The organism is Microvirga sp. HS2 (assembly GCF_055792805.1).
The window spans coordinates 41,434-59,935 of the sequence record NZ_JBVVAJ010000001.1 but is presented as its reverse complement, the minus strand read 5'-3'; the positions used below and the strand labels follow the sequence as shown (position 1 = coordinate 59,935).

Here is an 18,502-nt window from a genome sequence, read left to right as displayed (position 1 = left end):
GCCGCCTCTCGCCCATTGACCCCTCACCCCCGTTGCGTGTTACCTCGTCACCGGAGCCGGACGCATCCGGTTCCGGGGTCTAGTAAGCCTCTTCCGCAAGCGGCCGGTATCGGCCGTGAACGATGCCTTCCCAGCTATGGCCGGGGAGGCGATGGCGCATGTCCAGGGCGAAAGCCTAAAGGTCATCGCGGCCGTCTTGCGGCGGTCTTACTACTCCCCGACCACCAGCAGCGCTGGTGGTCGCTTCAATTCAGGGAGTGCCGCCATGTTCTTTCGCCGCAAACCGAAGCCGCCGCTCGTGCAGGCGGAAAAGCTGGTCCAGGAGGCTGTCGCCCTCGTGTACCGCTACTGGCGCGACACGGATTACCGGCCGAGCCCACGAGATCTGAAAGCGTTTCAGCGGTTGGAGATCCTGCTCGACCGCAGCCACGCCACCGTGCGCCGCCTCACGATCCGCATGGAGCGGCGCTTCCGCGGCGCGCCGGAGGTGAACGAGAGCAAGTGGTCGCGCTGAGCCGCCGTCACACCCGCTCGAGGCTGCGGTGCGGCTCAGGCGGCAATGTGATGGTGATCCCATCGCCGGGCCGAACCTCGCCACCTCTCAGAACGATCCCCATCACGCCTGACTTGCGAACGATCCGTCCTTCGCCATCGCGATCGAGCACGGCAGCCATGAGGCCTTTCCGGAAGCGGTCGATCTGGACGCAAGGGTTGCGCAGGCCGGTCAGTTCGACCACGGCGGACACGCCGAGATGCAGCCGTGCGCCAACGGGGAGGGCAAGCAGGTCGATCCCGCGCGTGGTGATGTTTTCGCCCATCTCTCCCCGCGCGACGGAAAAGCCTTTCGCAGCCAGGTCTCGGAAGAGTTCCGCGTGAATGAGATGAACCTGACGCAGGTTCGGCTGGGTCGGATCGACTTTGACGCGGGAGCGGTGTTTCACCGTCTCTCCCGCATGGGCGTCACCGTCGACGCCCAGCCCGGCCACGAGCCGAATGCACTCCGCATTCGGCTTGGAGAAGGAATGCGCCGGGCTGCGACTGACGGCAACGACCGACGCATCCATGGTCTTACAGCCCGAGCTTCTTCTTGCGCTGGGCCAGGGTACGCAGGCGCAGGGCGTTGAGCTTGATGAAGCCTGCGGCGTCGCGGTGGTCGTAGGCGACCGCGCCTTCCTCGAAGGTCACGAGGTCCTGGTCGTAGAGCGTGTAGGGGCTCTCGCGGCCGATGAGGTGGACGCCGCCCTTGTAGAGCTTCAGCTTCACTTCGCCGGTGACGAATTCCTGAGACCGGTCGATGAGCGCCTGCAGCATCTCGCGCTCAGGGCTGAACCAGAAGCCGTTGTAGATGAGCTCTGCGTATTTCGGCATCAGCTCGTCCTTCAGGTGCGCCGCGCCGCGGTCGAGCGTGATCGACTCGATGCCGCGATGGGCGAGGTGAAGGATCGTGCCGCCGGGCGTCTCGTACATGCCGCGGCTCTTCATGCCGACGAACCGGTTCTCGACCAGGTCGAGGCGGCCGATGCCGTTGATGCGTCCGAGCTCGTTGAGCTTCGCCAGCAGATCGGCCGGGCCCATCTTCTTGCCGTCGATGGCGACCGGGTCGCCCTTCTCGAAGGTGATGGAGATCACCGTCGGCTTGTCGGGAGCGGTTTCGGGATCGTTGGTGCGCGAATAGACGTAATCCGGCACTTCCATCGCGGGATCCTCCAGCACCTTGCCCTCGGAGGAGGCGTGCAGGAGGTTGGCGTCGACGGAGAAGGGGGCCTCGCCGCGCTTGTCCTTGGCGATCGGGATCTGATGGGCCTCGGCGAAGGCGATGAGCTGTTCGCGGGAGCGCAGGTCCCATTCGCGCCAGGGGGCGATCACGGTCACATCGGGCTTCAAGGCATAATAGCCGAGCTCGAAGCGCACCTGGTCGTTGCCCTTGCCCGTCGCGCCATGGGAGACCGCGTCGGCGCCGACCTTCTCGGCGATCTCGATCTGCTTCTTGGCGATCAGCGGGCGGGCGATGGAGGTGCCGAGCAGGTACAGGCCCTCGTATTGCGCGTTGGCGCGGAACATCGGGAACACGTAGTCGCGCACGAACTCGTCGCGCAGGTCCTCGATGAAGATGTTCTCCGGCTTGATGCCGAGCAGTTCGGCTTTCTTGCGGGCGGGCTCCAGCTCCTCGCCCTGGCCGAGATCGGCGGTGAAGGTCACCACCTCGCAGCCATAGGTGGTCTGCAGCCACTTGAGGATGATGGAGGTGTCGAGGCCGCCGGAATAGGCGAGCACGACCTTGTTCACGCGCTTCTCAGCCATAGTCGATGTTCCAGAGTGAAAGGGTGCCAGCGACTTAGCCGGGAAGCGTCGGAAGTGCAACCGAGAGCTTCCGGAGGCCTTGCGCTTGCGAGGTTTGGAGATCAGATGATACAGGTCTCTTATGAAATATTATAAAGTACTAATAACGGTCGCTCTGTCCTGGATCCTGTGCCTGCCGCCAATGGTCTCTCGGGCCCAAGACGCGACGGCCGGGGAGGCTCTTCCGTATCGAACTGGCCCGCTGGAGGTCCTGAGCAGCCCGCAGGACTTTGCAGGGCGGGATGTTGAGCTTCTCTGCTGGGTTTCGATGAAAGAGCTGAACGAGGGACGCTGCCCAGCCTACAGCGAAACCGGGCAACGCCAGGGCGACATCAAGGTCAATATTGGCGCAGTATCCGAACGGGAGCGCGCTTTCGTGTCCGCTCACTGCGTCAATCAGGGCGAACCGATCCGGTGCTTGGTCCTTATCGCAGGTAAAGTGTCGGTGAGCGACGACGGCATTCCGTCGATCTTGGCTCCAAAGCTGGAGTGACCTTTTGGCTTCTGGGATCGTCCATCCCGTGGGACAGGGGCCGACGGGGATCGATGCTCCCGAACTCTGCTGACACTCTGCTGACACCTCGGAAAGTCATGCTTCTCCCGCATTCCTGCCCGTAACGGCAAGGTCTGCCCAAGGAGCAAGCGATGCTTTAGCGGTTTCTCCGAAGGCAAGGAGAGGTCCATGATCCGCCGCCCGTTTTTCGAGTTCTGGTACGAATTCGCCTCGCCCTATTCCTATCTGGCGGCCATGCGCATCGAGCAGGCGGCCGAGGAGGCGGGCGTGGAGCTCGTGTGGCGGCCGTTCCTGCTGGGTCCGATCTTCAAGGCTCAAGGGTGGGAGACGTCGCCCTTCAACCTCTACCCGTCCAAGGGCCGCTACATGTGGCGGGACATGGAGCGGGAGGCGGTGCGCTTCGGCCTTCCCCTCTACAAACCCAATCCCTTCCCGCAGAACACGCTTCCGGCGGCCCGCATCGCCTTGCTCGGCCTCGACAAGGGCTGGACGCCGGTCTTCACCAAGGCGGTCTACATGGCCGAGTTCGGCGAGGGGCGCGATATCTCCGATCCGCAGGTGCTCTCCGGCATCCTGTCCGGCCTCGGGCTCGACCCGGAGGTGGTCGTCCGCGAGGCCTATTCCGATACCAACAAGAGCCGCCTGCGCCGCCTGAACGACGAGGCTCTCTCCCGCGGCGTCATCGGCGCGCCGACCTTCTTCGCCGAGGACGGGGAGATGTTCTGGGGCAACGACCGGCTGGAGCAGGCGCTCGAATGGGCCGCCACGCAGGCCCGGCGTTCGGAGGTCCCGCTCTAGGTGGGTTAGCCTTTAGTATAAGACATTCTGAGATTCTCCACTCGCTAATTTCGCAGCCGTTACAAGTATTTGGCACGATACCAGCGGCAAAGCTCCAGTTCTCGCGTTCGGAACCGGGCTGTTTGACGTAGCGTCATGGCGGGCGTATGTCCGCCGGAAATACAACGCTGCAGTGGAACGCCAACGCTGCCGCTTCTTTCTCACAAAATTTGAGCCTCTTCTCAGGCCATGCGCTCTCCCGGCGCGGGGGAGGGCATGCATTATTGGAAAGCACGAACTTATGCTGATGAAAAACAGCGTCGCCGATCGCAGGCATCGCCTGAAATCGATCCTCGGCGGATCGGCGGGCAACATGGTCGAATGGTACGATTGGTACGTCTATTCCGCCTTCACCCTCTATTTCGCCCCGATCTTCTTCCCCAAGGGTGACCAGACCGCGCAGCTCCTGAGCGCGGCGGCGGTTTTCGCCGTCGGCTTCCTCATGCGGCCCATCGGGGCCTGGATCATGGGGATCTATGCGGACCGCAAGGGGCGCAAAGCCGGTCTGACCCTCTCCGTGACGCTCATGTGCACCGGCTCGCTGATGATCGCCGTCACGCCCGGCTATGACAGCATCGGCGTGCTGGCTCCCGTGATCCTGGTCCTGGCGCGCCTGCTCCAGGGCATCAGCGTGGGCGGCGAATACGGCGCCAGCGCCACCTACTTGAGCGAGATGGCCGGCAAGAGCCGCCGCGGCTTCTTCTCCAGCTTCCAGTACGTGACGCTGATCTCGGGCCAGCTCCTGGCGCTCGGCGTGCTGCTGATCCTTCAGCAGGTCATGTCCGAGCAGGCTCTCGAGGCCTGGGGGTGGCGCATTCCCTTCTTCATCGGCGGCATCCTGGCCGTGGTGGTGTTCTATCTCCGGCGCGGTCTGGCCGAGACGGAATCCTACAAGAACGCCCAGGACGGAAAGGCGCCCCGCTCCAGCGGTGTCGCGCTCTTCACGAAATATCCCCGCGAGGCCTTCACGGTGATCGCGCTCACGGCCGGCGGCACGCTCGCCTTCTATGCCTACACCACCTACCTGCAGAAGTTCCTGGTCAACACCTCCGGCTTCTCCCGCGAGACGGCGAGCCAGATCACGGCGGCCGCCCTTTTCGTGTTCATGCTGCTGCAGCCGGTGGCGGGCTCTCTGTCGGACCGCATCGGGCGCAAGCCGATCATGGTCGGTTTCGGCGTTCTCGGCGTACTGTTCACCTACCTGATCTTCTCGACCCTCGCTGGCACCAGCAATCCCTACACGGCCTTCGCGCTGGCTCTGGCGGCGCTCGTGATCGTCACCGGCTACACCTCCATCAACGCGGTGGTGAAGGCGGAGATGTTCCCGGCCCATATCCGCGCCCTCGGCGTGGCCTTGCCCTATGCGCTGGCCAACACGGTCTTCGGCGGCACGGCCGAATACGTGGCTCTCTGGTTCAAGCAGGCCGGCATGGAGTACGGCTTCTTCGTCTACGTGACGATCATGATCGGCCTCTCCCTCATCGTGTATCTGCGCATGAAGGATACCCGGGACCACAGCCTGATCCACGAGGATTGAGGCGTCCTTGCCGCCCCTTGGGCCTCCCGGCCGGCGGTTTGGGAGGCCCAAGGGCTTGAAAGCCTTGTGATCCCAGGCCATTTGGGATAAAGGAACGCCGATCCGATAGACATTCACGGTGTGCCGTGTTCGAGGGTGGCCGATATGCGCCCCTGAGGTGTTCCGCTAAGGTCTTGAAGATCAATGCGTTTCCGTCCGCCGATGATACGCCGGCCCGCTCTTTGAAGCGGCACGCCTGGGACACGGCCCTCAAGGGGGCGTCCCTGGCGGCGGCGGAGGGAAACGGCCCGTTCACACGAGCCGCCGGCGTTGCCCCTTAAACGAGGGCCATTCAGGAGAACATATGTCTGCAGCTTTCCAACAGCCGAGCCGTGAAGATTTTGCTGCTCTGCTCGAAGAATCCTTCCGCACGTCCGAGATCAACGAAGGCTCGGTGGTGAAGGGTAAGGTGGTCGCCATCGAGAAGGATGTCGCGGTCATCGATATCGGCGCGAAGACCGAGGGTCGCGTCGCTCTGAAAGAATTCACCGGCCCGAACCGCGACCGTGAGATCAAGGTCGGCGACGAGGTCGAGGTTTATGTCGAGCGCATCGAGAATGCGCTGGGCGAGGCCGTCATCTCCCGTGACAAGGCCCGCCGCGAAGAGTCGTGGGTGAAGCTCGAGAAGGCCTTCGAGGCCGGCGAGCGCGTCAACGGCACCATCTTCAACCAGGTCAAGGGCGGCTACACGGTCGACCTCGACGGCGCCGTGGCGTTCCTGCCCCGCTCGCAGGTCGACATCCGTCCCGTCCGCGACGTCACCCCGCTTATGGGCGTGGCCCAGCCGTTCCAGATCCTCAAGATGGATCGCCGCCGCGGCAACATCGTCGTGTCGCGCCGCACGGTTCTCGAGGAGAGCCGCGCCGAGCAGCGCTCCGAGCTCGTGGCGAACCTCGAAGAGGGTCAGGTCATCGACGGCGTGGTCAAGAACATCACCGAATACGGTGCGTTCGTTGACCTCGGCGGCATCGACGGCCTCCTGCACGTCACCGACATGGCGTGGCGCCGCGTGAACCATCCGTCCGAGGTGGTGACCATCGGTCAGACGGTGAAGGTGAAGATCATCAAGATCAACCACGAGACGCACCGCATCTCGCTGGGCATCAAGCAGCTCCTGGCCGATCCGTGGGAAGGCATCGCCGCCCGCTATCCGGTCGGAGCCAAGCTGAAGGGCCGCGTCACGAACATCACCGATTACGGTGCGTTCGTTGAGCTCGAGCCCGGCATCGAAGGCCTGATCCACGTCTCCGAGATGTCCTGGACGAAGAAGAACGTCCACCCCGGCAAGATCATCTCCACCTCTCAGGAGGTTGAGGTCGTGATCCTCGAGGTCGATCAGGTGAAGCGCCGCATCTCGCTGGGTCTGAAGCAGACGCTGCAGAACCCGTGGGAGGCTTTCGCCGAGAAGCACCCTGTCGGCTCCGTCGTCGAGGGCGAGGTGAAGAACAAGACCGAGTTCGGTCTCTTCATCGGCCTCGAGAACGACGTCGACGGCATGGTCCACCTCTCGGACCTCGACTGGAACCGTCCGGGCGAGCAGGTCATCGACGACTTCAAGAAGGGCGACATGGTTCGCGCTCAGGTTCTCGACGTGGACGTCGAGAAGGAGCGCATCTCGCTCGGTATCAAGCAGCTGGCCGGCGATCCCTTCGCCGAGGCCGGCGAGCTGAAGAAGGGCCAGATCGTCACCTGCGAGGTTCTCGAGGTGAAGGACGGCGGCCTGGAGGTGAAGCTGGTCGACACCGACCTCAGCACCTTCATCAAGCGCTCCGAGCTCGCTCGCGACCGCGCCGATCAGCGTCCCGAGCGCTTCGCTCCGGGCGAGAAGATCGACGCCCGCGTCACGCAGTTCGACCGCAAGGCTCGCCGCGTCACCGTCTCCATCAAGGCCCTCGAGGTCGCTGAGGAGAAGGAGGCCATGGCTCAGTACGGCTCGGCCGACTCGGGCGCGTCGCTCGGCGACATCCTGGGCGCGGCTCTCAAGGCCCGTACCGACAAGAAGTAATCGAGCTCCGATCTTTCAGAGCCTGATGGATCCCCGGGCCTCGGCCCGGGGATTTTCTTTTTTGCGGGCGGCCGCCCGATCCGGCATAGCCCTTGGGTTGACCCGCCTCCTGTCGCCCTATCTGCCTTGGCAGCGAAGCTTTTGCCCCAGTTTTCGGGCTTCGCATCGATTATGCGGAAAACCGGGTCCACTTTTCCGCACGATGCGCTAGGGTGCCGCCTCCGTACGTGAGTGAACCGAGTCAGAGACGAACCAATGTCCATCGATGCCGAAGCCATTGCCGACCGCCGCCGCCTGCGCCGCAAGCTGTCCTTCTGGCGCATCGCCGGCTTCTCAGGATTGATCGCCGCCGTCGCCGCCCTGGGCTATGCCGCCGCGGACCGCATGGGCTTTGGCGCCGTGCAGCACCAGATCGCCCGCATCTCGATCGGCGGCGTGATCACCGGCAACCAGCGCCTCGCGGAGCTGATGGAGCGGGTCGGGGATTCCAGCCTCGTCTCCGGCGTCGTGATTTCCGTCAACAGCCCCGGGGGCACCACGACGGGCTCCGAGGAGCTTTTCCGGAACATCCGCCGTCTCTCGGAGAAGAAGCCGGTCGTCACCTTCGTGGAAGGCACGGCGGCCTCCGGCGGCTACATCACGGCCATCGCCTCCGATTACATTGTCGCCCGGGAAACCTCCCTCGTGGGCTCCATCGGCGTGCTGTTCCAGTACCCGGATGTTTCCGGCCTCCTGGGAAATGTCGGGGTGAAGGTGGAGACGATCAAATCCGCTCCCCTCAAGGCGGAGCCGAATCCCTTCACGCCAACGTCGCCTGAGGCCCGCGCGGCCATACAGTCCGTCGTCGGCGATACTTACGATTGGTTCAAGACGCTCGTGCGCGAGCGCCGCCACATGAACGAGGGCGAGCTCGCGGCCGCCTCCACGGGCCAGGTGTTCAGCGGCCGTCAAGGCGTTCCCATGAAGCTCGTCGACAAGCTCGGCAGCGAGAGGGATGCGGTGGCCTGGCTCGAGACCGAGAAGGGCGTCGCCAAGAACCTCCCGATTCGCGACTGGAAGCCGCGCTCCGACCGTGACTTCTCCATCTTCGCCGTGGCTGCGGCGACGGTGGACCTCCTCGGCTTCGAGAGTGCGGCGCAAGCCTTGCGTCGCGCGGATACTCACGTTGAGGCAGCGCAGCTTGACGGGCTGCTGGCCGTCTGGCAACCTTCAGAAAAATAAAGCATCGTCAAAGATATAGCTTCCAATGATCAAATCAGAACTGGTGCTCAAGCTCGCTGAGCAGAACCCGCATTTGTATCAACGCGACGTGGAAAAGATCGTGAATGCGATTCTCGACACGATCGCGGATGCGCTGGCTCGGGGCGACCGGGTGGAACTGCGCGGCTTCGGAGCCTTCTCCGTCAAGAAGCGTGACGCTCGCACCGGCCGCAACCCTCGCACGGGCGAATCCGTTTCCATTTCCGAAAAGGTCGTCCCGGTCTTCAAGACGGGCAAGGAAATGCGACAGCGGCTCAATGCCCCGGCTTCGAAGGTGCTGAAGGCCGCCGCTGCCCAATAACGCTCGAGAGGTGCTCGTGATTCGCTTTCTGAAGGCGCTCATTCTTCTGCCGGTTGCGCTTCTGGTCGTGTTGCTCGCAGTCGCGAACCGCGCTCCCGTGACCCTGTCGCTGGATCCGTTTTCCAAGGACGCGCCTGAATTTGCGGCTCAGATGCCTCTATTCGCCGTGATCTTCGCCGCCGTCATGGTCGGCGTCGTCATCGGCGGCACGGCGAGCTGGCTGGCCCAGGGCAAGACCCGCAAGGCCCGCCGCCGCTTTCGCCGTGAGGCCGATCAACTGCGCCACGAGACCGAGCGCCTGCGCAGCCAGAACGCGGCGGCGGGCCTGCCGGCCACCTTGCCCTCTCCGCAATCGCACAGCTTCTAGCGGTCCCGGGGCCACATTCGTCCATGCGTGTCATATCGTCAGCCGAGATCGATCGGGCTCTCACCTTTCCGGCTCTGGTCGATGCTCTCGCCGAAGCCTTCCGCAGCGACATGGTCACGCCGGTTCGGCACCATCACGAGATCGAGCGGGCAGGCGCCCACGGAACGCTGCTGCTGATGCCGTCATGGACAGGCCCCGCCGCACGGGACGGGTTCGTCGGCGTGAAGGTGGTTTCCGTCTTTCCGGACAACGGGGCGAGGAATCTCCCCAGCGTCATGGGATCGTACCTTCTGATGAACGGGGAGACCGGCGAGCCTGTCGCGGTCCTCGACGGCACGCGCCTCACCGTCTGGCGTACGGCTGCGGCTTCCGCCCTCGCCGCTCGGCATCTGGCCCGTGCCGATTCCGCCCGGATGGTGATGGTGGGATCGGGCGCGCTCGCGCCCTTCCTGATCCGTGCGCATGCGAGCCAGCGACCCATCCGCGAGGTCTCTCTGTGGAATCACAGGCCCGAGAAGGCCGAAGCCCTCGCCGCCGAGCTTCGGGCCGAGGGCCTGCCCGTGACGGCGGTCACGGATCTCGAAGGGGCGGTGCGCGAAGCCGATCTCGTGTCCTGCGCCACGCTGTCCACCACGCCCATCGTGAAGGGCGCATGGCTGAAGGAGGGCGCGCATCTCGATCTCGTGGGCGCCTTCAACCTGAAGATGCGGGAGGCCGACGACGAGGCTCTGCGCAGGGCGCAGGTCTATGTCGATACGCAAGCCGCCAAGTCCGAGGGCGGGGATGTGGCCGTCTCCCTCCAGAAGGGAGCGATCTCCGAGGAGCACGTGCGCGGCACCCTCTTCGATCTCTGTCGCAACCCGCCGCAGCGGAACGAGAAGGCCATCACCCTGTTCAAATCGGTCGGCACGGCCCTGGAGGATTTGGCTGCGGCGATACTGGTGTGGCGTTTGTTGCCCAAAACGTCGTAAAACAGACCCATGAACAATCTGATCAAGATTTGCGGGCTCTCGACCCCCGAAACCTTGGCGGCTGCGCTCGATGCCGGCGCGGACATGGTGGGTTTCGTGCGCTTTCCGAAGAGCCCCCGCCACGTGACCCTCGATCTCGGCCACCGCCTGTCCCTGCAGGCGAGGGGCCGTGCCCAGCGGGTCGTGCTTCTGGTCGATCCCGGCGACGAGGAGATCGCGCAGGCCGTCGAGGCCATCAACCCTGACCTGATCCAGCTGCATGGACGCGAGAGCCCCGAGCGCGTCGCCGAGATCCGTTCCATGGTCCGCAGGCCCGTCATGAAGGCCTTCGGGATCGCCGAAAAGGCCGATCTGGCCGCTCTCCTTCCCTATGCGGGAGGCGTCGATCACATCCTGCTCGACGCAAAGCCGCCCCGGACGGCGGGCGCTTTGCCCGGCGGCAACGGCATCTCCTTCGACTGGACCCTCCTGAATGGGCTTGACCCGGCTCTCCCCATCATGTTGTCAGGGGGGCTCAACCCCGACAACGTGGCGGAGGCCATCCGGCTCAGCAGGCCCAAGGCCGTCGACGTTTCATCGGGGGTGGAAAGCGGACCGGGCCTGAAGGACCCGGCGAGGATCGAAGCCTTCGTCAAGGCAGCCCGGACAGCATTCGCTGTCCAGCAATAAAGGAAGAACGCATTTCCTTTCGGAAAACCGGCAGCCACTTTTCCGGGAAATGCTCAATTTAAGGCAGGACAGGCCCGTGTCAGCTCAAGCCCAACCCAATTCCTTCCGCACCGGTCCCGACGAGCGCGGGCATTTCGGTCAGTTCGGCGGACGCTTCGTCGCCGAGACCCTGATGCCCAACATCCTCGAGCTGGAGAAGGCCTACAACGAGGCCAGGAACGATCCGGCCTTCCATGCGGACATGGAGTATTTCTCCAAGCACTATATCGGCCGTCCGAGCCCGCTCTATTTCGCGGAGCGCATGACCGATCATCTTCGGGACGTTTCTACGGCCTCCGGCCTATCGGGCGGCGCGAAGATCTACTTCAAGCGCGAAGAGCTGAACCACACCGGCGCGCACAAGGTGAACAACGTGCTGGGCCAGATCCTTCTCGCCCGCCGCATGGGCAAGAAGCGCATCATCGCCGAAACCGGCGCGGGCCAGCACGGGGTCGCCACCGCCACCCTCTGCGCGCGCTTCGGTCTCGAATGCATCGTCTACATGGGCGCGGTCGACGTGGAGCGGCAGAAGCCCAACGTGTTCCGCATGAACATGCTGGGCGCCAAGGTGGTCCCGGTGCAGTCGGGCACGCGGACGCTCAAGGACGCCATGAACGAGGCCTTGCGCGACTGGGTGACCAATGTCGCCGACACGTTCTACTGCATTGGCACGGTGGCGGGCCCGCATCCCTATCCGGCCATGGTGCGCGATTTCCAATGCGTGATCGGCGAGGAGACCCGCAAGCAGATGATGGAGGCCGAAGGTCGCCTGCCGGATTCGCTCGTCGCCTGCATCGGCGGCGGCTCCAACGCCATTGGACTGTTCCATCCCTTCCTCGACGACAAGAGCGTGGAGATCTACGGCGTGGAGGCTGCGGGCCATGGCCTCGACAAGCTCCATGCGGCCTCGCTCACGGGCGGCCGTCCGGGCGTGCTGCATGGCAACCGCACATATCTCCTCATGAACCATGACGGGCAGATCAACGATGCCCACTCGATCTCGGCGGGCCTCGACTATCCCGGCATCGGGCCGGAGCACGCCTGGCTCCACGAAATGGGCCGCGTCAACTACATCTCCGCCACCGACGAGGAGGCGCTGGAGGCCTTCCAGCTCTGCTCGCGCCTCGAGGGCATCCTGCCCGCTCTGGAGCCCAGCCACGCGCTCGCGAAGGTGATCGAGCTCGCGCCCAAGAAGCCGAAGGACCATCTGATGGTGATCAACATCAGCGGCCGCGGCGACAAGGACCTGTTCCAGATCGCCGAGCATCTGGGGATCAAGATCGCGTAAAACTCCGCTCGTCATGGCCGGGCCTGTCCCGGCCATCCCCGTCCTGGAAACCGCCGCGCCGGAAGACGTGGATACCCGCGACAAGCGCGGGCATGACGGCAGCGTTAAACGGTTTCATCCCGTCTCCCTCCCGTGCTAAAGACCCGCCCATGACCAAGCGTATCGAAGCCCGTTTTGAACAATGCCGTGCGGAAGGCCGCGCCGCTCTCGTGACCTACATCATGGCGGGAGACCCGGATCCGGAGACCTCCCTCGAGATCCTGAAGAGCCTGCCCAAGGCCGGCGCCGACATCGTCGAGTTCGGCCTGCCCTTCACGGATCCCATGGCCGACGGTCCGGCGATCCAGGCGGCGGGCCTGCGCGCCCTGAAGATGGGCCAGGATACGGTCAAGACCCTCGATCTCATCCGCCGCTTCCGGGCCGAGGATCAGGACACGCCCGTGATCCTCATGGGCTATTTCAACCCGATCTTCGTCTATGGCGTCGACCGGTTCCTGAATGACGCAAAAGAAGCTGGAGTCGATGGCCTGATCGTCGTGGATCTTCCGCCGGAAGAGGACGACGAGCTGTGCCTGCCGGCCCTGAAGGCGGGTCTCGCCTTCATTCGCTTGGCCACTCCGACCACGGATGATGCGCGGCTTCCGGCGGTGCTCGCCAACACGGCGGGGTTCGTTTATTACGTTTCCATCACCGGCATCACCGGCGCTGCGACCCCCGATTTCGGCAAGGTCGCCTCGGCGGTGGAGCGCATCAAGCAGCACACGCCTCTGCCGGTCGTGGTGGGCTTCGGGGTGAAGAGCGGCGCGCATGCGGCGGCGGTGGCCAAGGGCGCGGACGGTGTCGTGGTGGGCTCGGCCCTGATCAGCGTGCTGAAGGATACGCTCGACGAACAGGGCCGCGCGACCTCGCGCTCGGTCGAGGCCGTCACCACTTTGGTGAAGGAATTGAGCGAAGGCGTGCGCTCGGTGTCGAAGCGCGCGGCTGCATAAAGATTACTGACCGTCATGCCCGCACCTGTTGCGGGCCTCCACGCCTTCGATCGCGTGTACAGACGGGGATGGCCGGGACACACCCGGCCATGACGAGAGGATTGAAGCGATGAACTGGATTTCCGAAGTCGTCCGTCCGAAGATCAAGACGCTCTTCAAGCGCGAGACGCCGGACAATCTCTGGATCAAGTGCCCGGATACGGGGCAGGTGGTCTTCCACAAGGACGTGGAGGCGAACCAGTGGGTCATCCCCGGTTCCAACCATCACATGCGCATCTCGGCCACGCAGCGCCTCCAGCTCATGTTCGACGGGGGCACCTGGCTCGACGTGGCGCTTCCGGAAGTGGCCGTCGATCCGCTGAAGTTCCGTGACGAGAAGCGTTACATCGACCGCCTGAAGGACGCTCGCACCAAGACGGGCCAGCAGGACGCCTTCAAGGTTGGCTTCGGCCGCGTCGACGAGCTGCCGATGACCATCGCCGTGCAGGATTTCGGCTTCATGGGCGGCTCGCTGGGCATGGCGGCGGGCGAGGCCTTCATCAAGGGCGCCGAGACGGCCCTCGACAAGAAGACGCCCTTCGTGCTCTTCGCCGGCTCCGGCGGCGCGCGCATGCAGGAGGGGATTCTCTCCCTCATGCAGATGCCGCGCACCACGGTGGCGATCCGCCGTCTGCGGGATGCGCGCCTGCCCTATATCGTCGTGCTCACGAATCCCACCACCGGCGGCGTCACCGCATCCTATGCCATGCTGGGCGACGTGCATCTCGCCGAGCCCGGCGCGCTCATCGGCTTTGCTGGTCCGCGCGTCATCGAGCAGACCATCCGCGAGAAGCTGCCCGACGGCTTCCAGCGTTCCGAATACCTGAAGGAGCACGGCATGGTCGACATGGTGGTGCACCGCCATGACCTGAAGCCGACGATCGCCCGCCTCTCGCGTCTGTTCATGAAGGCTCCGGCGGCTCCGACCGAGAGCAAGACCACGACCGATGTCGCGGCTGCGGCCGAGTAAGTGAGGGCATCGTCCTGACCTTTAGCGGGGCAGGCTTACCAGGTGGGAACGAGGCCTCTTTAGCCGAATTCCACAAAGGCAACTCTGTGAATTACGCAATCTGCTTGGTTTGAATCTGCCGGCGCGCTTTCAAGCGGGAGAGCATGCTTGAACATGAGCCTTGATCCGTGCGGCTTGCGCCTCCGCAATCAGGGTTTTGGCGGCAGCCCGATGGTCGGATGGCCTGCGATCAGGCCTCCGTTCCTCTTCCGAAACTCCGACTGCCTCTCCTCTGTAGCAAGGCCATCTTTTCAGCCTTCCAGCCAAGGTTCTTATAATTTACCTTAGCATTTACTGCCCGAGATCTAGATTTTCTGGAACATGGGGTGCTGGAATCGGATATTTACGTGGGAATATCCCGAATAGGCGCAGCGGATTTCCTTGGATACTGTGATGGCACCGGCGCCGTTTCTTTTGCCCCTGCGGGCCGGATCTCAAAGCGCCCTCATGGGAAGAGAGGCGCTTTCTTTTTGCCAAGACGGGCTATTCACGATGAGCGGCTTGGGCTGGTGCGCCCACACACGAGCGTCATCGGAGCCTTTGAACAATGGTCCTGCCTGTGTGAGACGGATCCGTTTAGAGGAACTTTTCATTGAGCAGCAGAGAGATCGTGCCGCGAAGTTCCGCTGACCCAGACGAGCAGCACCGTAAGGTTGAAGCAGTGGAGGCCCAGCTTGTCCGATACGTAAGAGTATTCAACATCGTCATGCTGATGCTGTCGCTACTGGCGGCAACTGGGCTCGTCGCCTTCGCCGTCTATCTTGCGTATCTCTAAGTCCTTTCTGATCAGGGGCAGCGTGGGAAGTCGTCCTGGGTTGCCAAGTCGACGAACTCAATCAGAAGCGCCTCGATCCGAGTCCTGTCGATCTCCGCAAGGTTGACCGTCAAGCGTTTGGTCTCTTTCGGCAGGTACATGTAAAGATGAGCAGTTCCATTCGCCGATAAATCAGCCTCCAGTGACCGGGTTGTTTTCTTTCCGTCCATATAAAAATCGAGGCGACCACGGCCAATCGATTCGTAGGGATCGGGCAAGTATTTATGCGGGACGTTCTCGCTTACTCGGACCTCGGCGCCGATCAACGCAATCTTCTTATTCAGTGCAGACAGAATAGACGAAATGCTCTCGCGGATTTGGAGCCATTTCTTCAGAGTTGCATACTTTCTCAGTGTTCTCGCATCTGCTTCCTGGGCGTATCTCTCGCCTTCAGCCGAAAGATCTCGCTGCTCAAACCGCTCACGGTAGAGGATCCGCTGGAGCGACTTTTTGTTGTCTGCTTTGCTCACGTACCATCTCTCCAGCGCCCAGATAATCATCCTGGTCGCTGCATTCCAACCTACTCCATCGATGGTTATACCAGAAGTTCGCATTGCAGGTGGAAACGGTGCATGTTTCTTGATTGCTGGTGCAGATGTAGCCCCAGCTGTGCTCAGGCGGGGCTTGCTGGTGAAAGCCATCGGGTGAGGACTATGCCGATCGGCTGATCCATCCGCAAATTTGCCGGTTGGCGGGCGCCCTAATTTGAGCATCCTGATGAGGAGCGGAATTCTCAGTTATTTGGGGAGTGTTGTCCTCATAAGTATTTGAAAATCCTCATTGACCACCATGGGGCTACTCGCGCATGCGTCCTTTGCTTGTGTCGGAGGAAACAACGGCAGAAGCGCAAAATGAGAATGCCGAACGCGTCGAGAAGTTAGCGGATCTTCAGGGGCCCTGCGGATTGCAGATGCCATTTTAAGAATGACAGACGATCAGGTGGGGCATGTCATGGATGGTCTATCGAGAGCTATAGAAGCCGAGGCACGTATGAAGGCCGATGCCTTGAGCTCAAGGTCAAGAAGTCGCGGACTGCGGCGCATGATATTGATTGTAACCGAGGATGGCGGCACGGTCTCTTCAGTAGGAATGGTCGGGTTGTCCAGGAGCCGGGGCTTCTCCGATTCCAATGTACACCAAATCGGGTGAAAACTCCGAAGGTGTGAAATCGTAGATTCCGCCGATTAATCTAAGTTCAATAGTGTGAGATCGAGCCGCGCTCTCAGGCTCTCTTCCCCTCTCAGGCGGTAAGTGCTAGTCCCGGCGTCTTGAAGGGAATGAGGAAGTCAACGATGGGTGTTAGCGGTGCGTATGAATCTTCCGATGCGCTGATCGCGCGTTTTCTCGCCCTGCACCCGAAGACCATCGATCTGTCACTCGGGCGCATCCAGCGGCTTCTCGCAAAGCTCGGTCATCCCGAGCGCCGTTTGCCGCCCGTCATCCATGTGGCGGGCACTAACGGCAAGGGCTCCACGATCGCCTTCATGCGGGCGATCCTGGAGAGCGCGGGCCTCGCCGTTCATGTCTATACCTCGCCGCATCTCGTGCGCTTCCACGAGCGCATCCGTCTCGGGCGGTTCGGCGGCGGGCAGTATGTCAGCGAGGATCGCCTCGTCGAAGCCTTCCGCCGCTGCGAAGCCGTGAATGCGGGGGAGCCGATCACCGTGTTCGAGATCACCACCGCCGCGGCGCTGCTGATCTTCTCGGAAGAACCTGCCGACGTGCTGCTGCTCGAAGTCGGGCTCGGCGGGCGCTTCGACGCCACGAACGTCATCGACAGGCCCGCTGCCGCCGTGGTGACGCCGATCGGGCACGATCACGCGGAATATCTCGGCACGACGCTCGAAGCCATCGCCAAGGAGAAGGCCGGCATTTTCAAGCGCGGCTGCCCGGCCATCATCGCTCCGCAGGATTACGTGGAAGCCGATCAGACCCTGCACGATGAAGCGGAGCGCATCGGCGCCGCCCCGCTGCTCATCGGCCAGCAGGATTTCTCCATCCACGAAGAGGGCGGCCGTCTCGTCTATCAGGACGAGAAGGGGCTGCTCGACCTGCCGCGTCCGAAGCTCATCGGGCGGCATCAGTTCACCAATGCGGGCACGGCCATCGCGGCTCTGCGGGCGGCCGGCTTCGAGCAGTTCGAGACCTCCGCCTTCGAGGCGGGCCTCACCCGCGCGGAATGGCCCGGACGGCTGCAGCGTCTCTCCAAGGGGCGCTTGCCGGAGGTCGCGCCGCAGGGCAGCGAGTTGTGGCTCGACGGCGGGCACAACATCGATGGCGGGCGCGTTCTGGCCGCGGCCATGGCCGATCAGAGCGAACGCAGCGATGCGCCGCTCGTGCTGATCGCCGGCATGCTCGGCACCAAGGATTCGCAGGCCTTTTTCAAGAACTTCTCCGGCCTCGCGCGGGAGGTGATCGCCGTGCCGATCTCCGGACAGATCGCGGCGCGCCCCGCCGAGGAAGTAGCTGCCATTGCCGCGAGCGTCGGGCTTACCACCTCGGTTGCACCGAGCGTCGAATCCGCATTGGCCTCGCTCCACAACTACGTTTGGGAACGCCCGCCCCGTGTCCTGATCTGCGGTTCGCTCTATCTGGCAGGTGAGGTGCTGGCAGCCAACGGAACGCTGCCCGAATAAGGAAAGCGGCCATGGCCACCAAAATCTACGTCAACCTGCCGGTGAAAGACCTTCAGCGGTCGGTGCGGTTTTTCCAAACCATGGGCTTCGGCTTCAACCCGCAACTCAGCGACGAGACCGCCGCCTGCATGGCGATCTCCGACGACATCTTCGCCATGCTGCTCACCGAGGCGAAGTTCCGCGAGGTTGCGCGCAGGCCCGTCGCCGACACGACCAAGATGACCGAGGTGCTCACCTGCCTCTCCGTGGAAAGCAGGAGGCGGGTGGACCAGCTGGTGGACAGGGCCCTGGCGCAGGGCGGCCGGGAAATGCGGGAGCCGGAGGATCACGGCTTCATGTTCGGCCGCAGCTTCAGCGATCTCGACGGGCATATCTGGGAGATCGTCTACATGGATCAGGATGCCGTGGACCGCACGTGAAGCGGTCATGAAAAAGGGGCCGAGAAGGCCCCTTTCCTTAAGGTCATGCTCGTTGAGCGGATCAGGCGGAGGCCTGAATCCACTTGGTGAGGTCGCCCTTCGGGGCGGCGCCGATCTTCTGGGCCACCACCTGGCCGCCCTTGAACATCATGAGCGCGGGAATCGAGCGGATGCCGAGCTGCGAGGCGATCTGCGGGTTCTCGTCCACATTCACCTTCGCGATCTTCACCTTGCCGGCCATTTCGTTGGAAATCTCTTCCAGAGCCGGGCCGATCATGCGGCACGGGCCGCACCACTCGGCCCAGAAATCGACCACGACGGGCTCGGAGGATTGCAGGACGTCCTGCTGGAAGCTTGCGTCGGTCACCTTAACGGTCGCCATCACATCACCTTTGAATTTTGATACAGCGACTCACCCGAGCCGCTCGA

Annotated in this window: 20 protein-coding genes; 16 read left to right on the top strand and 4 right to left on the bottom strand. The window is 63.2% G+C overall.

The features are described from left to right. Positions 1 to 265 precede the first annotated feature (265 nt). Complete coding sequence (locus ACS5Q0_RS00250) at positions 266 to 514, top strand: hypothetical protein (RefSeq protein WP_473124595.1); 249 nt, start codon at positions 266 to 268, stop codon at positions 512 to 514. A 7-nt stretch (positions 515 to 521) separates the two neighbouring features. Here ACS5Q0_RS00250 and ACS5Q0_RS00245 read toward each other — a convergent pair whose 3' ends face one another. Both ACS5Q0_RS00245 and ACS5Q0_RS00240 read right to left on the bottom strand, forming a co-directional pair. Continuing rightward, positions 522 to 1,064, bottom strand: coding sequence for an MOSC domain-containing protein (locus ACS5Q0_RS00245; RefSeq protein WP_473124594.1), 543 nt, complete (start codon positions 1,062 to 1,064; stop codon positions 522 to 524). 4 nt (positions 1,065 to 1,068) lie between these two features. Beyond that, positions 1,069 to 2,301, bottom strand: coding sequence for an argininosuccinate synthase (locus ACS5Q0_RS00240; RefSeq protein ID WP_473124593.1), 1,233 nt, complete (start codon positions 2,299 to 2,301; stop codon positions 1,069 to 1,071). 307 nt (positions 2,302 to 2,608) lie between these two features. Here ACS5Q0_RS00240 and ACS5Q0_RS00235 point away from each other — a divergent pair, with 307 nt between their 5' ends. From ACS5Q0_RS00235 to ACS5Q0_RS00175, 13 genes are all read left to right on the top strand, one after another. After that, positions 2,609 to 2,833 carry a hypothetical protein gene (locus tag ACS5Q0_RS00235; protein WP_473124592.1) on the top strand — a complete coding sequence of 75 codons (225 nt, stop codon included), beginning with the start codon at positions 2,609 to 2,611 and terminating at the stop codon, positions 2,831 to 2,833. Between the two features lie 189 nt (positions 2,834 to 3,022). After that, on the top strand, positions 3,023 to 3,652 hold the full coding sequence (locus tag ACS5Q0_RS00230) for a DsbA family protein (RefSeq protein ID WP_473124591.1): 630 nt from the start codon (positions 3,023 to 3,025) through the stop codon (positions 3,650 to 3,652). 280 nt (positions 3,653 to 3,932) lie between these two features. After that, the gene (locus tag ACS5Q0_RS00225; RefSeq protein WP_473124590.1) at positions 3,933 to 5,228 is read left to right on the top strand and encodes an MFS transporter; all 1,296 of its coding nucleotides are present in this window, start codon (positions 3,933 to 3,935) and stop codon (positions 5,226 to 5,228) included. Between the two features lie 343 nt (positions 5,229 to 5,571). Further along, complete coding sequence (rpsA, locus tag ACS5Q0_RS00220) at positions 5,572 to 7,272, top strand: 30S ribosomal protein S1 (RefSeq protein ID WP_473124589.1); 1,701 nt, start codon at positions 5,572 to 5,574, stop codon at positions 7,270 to 7,272. Positions 7,273 to 7,527: 255 nt separating this feature from the next. Next, complete coding sequence (sppA, locus tag ACS5Q0_RS00215; RefSeq protein WP_473124588.1) at positions 7,528 to 8,493, top strand: signal peptide peptidase SppA; 966 nt, start codon at positions 7,528 to 7,530, stop codon at positions 8,491 to 8,493. 25 nt (positions 8,494 to 8,518) lie between these two features. Further along, positions 8,519 to 8,833, top strand: coding sequence for an integration host factor subunit beta (ihfB, locus tag ACS5Q0_RS00210; RefSeq protein WP_370439046.1), 315 nt, complete (start codon positions 8,519 to 8,521; stop codon positions 8,831 to 8,833). A gap of 16 nt (positions 8,834 to 8,849) precedes the next feature. Next, positions 8,850 to 9,200 carry a LapA family protein gene (locus tag ACS5Q0_RS00205; protein WP_473124587.1) on the top strand — a complete coding sequence of 117 codons (351 nt, stop codon included), beginning with the start codon at positions 8,850 to 8,852 and terminating at the stop codon, positions 9,198 to 9,200. Between the two features lie 23 nt (positions 9,201 to 9,223). Continuing rightward, positions 9,224 to 10,171, top strand: a complete 948-nt coding sequence (lhpI, locus tag ACS5Q0_RS00200) for a bifunctional Delta(1)-pyrroline-2-carboxylate/Delta(1)-piperideine-2-carboxylate reductase (RefSeq protein ID WP_473124586.1) — start codon at positions 9,224 to 9,226, stop codon at positions 10,169 to 10,171. 9 nt (positions 10,172 to 10,180) lie between these two features. Next, complete coding sequence (locus ACS5Q0_RS00195; RefSeq protein ID WP_473124585.1) at positions 10,181 to 10,840, top strand: phosphoribosylanthranilate isomerase; 660 nt, start codon at positions 10,181 to 10,183, stop codon at positions 10,838 to 10,840. Between the two features lie 76 nt (positions 10,841 to 10,916). Beyond that, entirely contained in the window at positions 10,917 to 12,167 is a 1,251-nt protein-coding gene (trpB, locus tag ACS5Q0_RS00190; RefSeq protein WP_473124584.1) for a tryptophan synthase subunit beta, read from the top strand. A gap of 149 nt (positions 12,168 to 12,316) precedes the next feature. After that, positions 12,317 to 13,156: a tryptophan synthase subunit alpha gene (gene trpA / locus ACS5Q0_RS00185; protein ID WP_473124583.1), complete on the top strand. Its 840-nt coding sequence runs from the start codon at positions 12,317 to 12,319 to the stop codon at positions 13,154 to 13,156. Positions 13,157 to 13,265: 109 nt separating this feature from the next. Next, complete coding sequence (gene accD / locus ACS5Q0_RS00180; protein WP_473124582.1) at positions 13,266 to 14,165, top strand: acetyl-CoA carboxylase, carboxyltransferase subunit beta; 900 nt, start codon at positions 13,266 to 13,268, stop codon at positions 14,163 to 14,165. A 649-nt stretch (positions 14,166 to 14,814) separates the two neighbouring features. Beyond that, on the top strand, positions 14,815 to 14,979 hold the full coding sequence (locus ACS5Q0_RS00175; RefSeq protein WP_473124581.1) for a hypothetical protein: 165 nt from the start codon (positions 14,815 to 14,817) through the stop codon (positions 14,977 to 14,979). Between the two features lie 11 nt (positions 14,980 to 14,990). Here ACS5Q0_RS00175 and ACS5Q0_RS00170 read toward each other — a convergent pair whose 3' ends face one another. Continuing rightward, positions 14,991 to 15,488, bottom strand: a complete 498-nt coding sequence (locus ACS5Q0_RS00170; RefSeq protein ID WP_473124580.1) for a hypothetical protein — start codon at positions 15,486 to 15,488, stop codon at positions 14,991 to 14,993. A gap of 822 nt (positions 15,489 to 16,310) precedes the next feature. Here ACS5Q0_RS00170 and ACS5Q0_RS00165 point away from each other — a divergent pair. Both ACS5Q0_RS00165 and ACS5Q0_RS00160 read left to right on the top strand, forming a co-directional pair. Then, a complete protein-coding gene (locus ACS5Q0_RS00165) occupies positions 16,311 to 17,654 on the top strand; it encodes a bifunctional folylpolyglutamate synthase/dihydrofolate synthase (protein WP_473124579.1) in 1,344 nt (447 codons plus the stop codon). A gap of 11 nt (positions 17,655 to 17,665) precedes the next feature. Continuing rightward, positions 17,666 to 18,073 carry a VOC family protein gene (locus ACS5Q0_RS00160; protein WP_473124578.1) on the top strand — a complete coding sequence of 136 codons (408 nt, stop codon included), beginning with the start codon at positions 17,666 to 17,668 and terminating at the stop codon, positions 18,071 to 18,073. Between the two features lie 61 nt (positions 18,074 to 18,134). On the opposite strand, the gene trxA is transcribed toward ACS5Q0_RS00160, so the two are convergent. Beyond that, positions 18,135 to 18,455: a thioredoxin gene (gene trxA, locus ACS5Q0_RS00155; RefSeq protein WP_473124577.1), complete on the bottom strand. Its 321-nt coding sequence runs from the start codon at positions 18,453 to 18,455 to the stop codon at positions 18,135 to 18,137. Positions 18,456 to 18,502 lie beyond the last annotated feature (47 nt).

Bases quoted from the DNA above. Each gene is read 5' to 3' on its own strand.
- lhpI (WP_473124586.1), top strand. From the start codon at position 9,224: ATGCGTGTCATATCGTCAGCCGAGATCGATCGGGCTCTCACCTTTCCG.
- ACS5Q0_RS00235 (WP_473124592.1), top strand. From the start codon at position 2,609: ATGAAAGAGCTGAACGAGGGACGCTGCCCAGCCTACAGCGAAACCGGG.
- accD (WP_473124582.1), top strand. From the start codon at position 13,266: ATGAACTGGATTTCCGAAGTCGTCCGTCCGAAGATCAAGACGCTCTTC.
- ACS5Q0_RS00245 (WP_473124594.1), bottom strand. From the start codon at position 1,064: ATGGATGCGTCGGTCGTTGCCGTCAGTCGCAGCCCGGCGCATTCCTTC.
- ACS5Q0_RS00240 (WP_473124593.1), bottom strand. From the start codon at position 2,301: ATGGCTGAGAAGCGCGTGAACAAGGTCGTGCTCGCCTATTCCGGCGGC.
- ACS5Q0_RS00165 (WP_473124579.1), top strand. From the start codon at position 16,311: ATGGGTGTTAGCGGTGCGTATGAATCTTCCGATGCGCTGATCGCGCGT.
- ACS5Q0_RS00230 (WP_473124591.1), top strand. From the start codon at position 3,023: ATGATCCGCCGCCCGTTTTTCGAGTTCTGGTACGAATTCGCCTCGCCC.
- ACS5Q0_RS00225 (WP_473124590.1), top strand. From the start codon at position 3,933: ATGCTGATGAAAAACAGCGTCGCCGATCGCAGGCATCGCCTGAAATCG.
- ihfB (WP_370439046.1), top strand. From the start codon at position 8,519: ATGATCAAATCAGAACTGGTGCTCAAGCTCGCTGAGCAGAACCCGCAT.
- ACS5Q0_RS00250 (WP_473124595.1), top strand. From the start codon at position 266: ATGTTCTTTCGCCGCAAACCGAAGCCGCCGCTCGTGCAGGCGGAAAAG.
- rpsA (WP_473124589.1), top strand. From the start codon at position 5,572: ATGTCTGCAGCTTTCCAACAGCCGAGCCGTGAAGATTTTGCTGCTCTG.
- trpA (WP_473124583.1), top strand. From the start codon at position 12,317: ATGACCAAGCGTATCGAAGCCCGTTTTGAACAATGCCGTGCGGAAGGC.
- ACS5Q0_RS00195 (WP_473124585.1), top strand. From the start codon at position 10,181: ATGAACAATCTGATCAAGATTTGCGGGCTCTCGACCCCCGAAACCTTG.
- ACS5Q0_RS00160 (WP_473124578.1), top strand. From the start codon at position 17,666: ATGGCCACCAAAATCTACGTCAACCTGCCGGTGAAAGACCTTCAGCGG.
- sppA (WP_473124588.1), top strand. From the start codon at position 7,528: ATGTCCATCGATGCCGAAGCCATTGCCGACCGCCGCCGCCTGCGCCGC.
- trxA (WP_473124577.1), bottom strand. From the start codon at position 18,455: ATGGCGACCGTTAAGGTGACCGACGCAAGCTTCCAGCAGGACGTCCTG.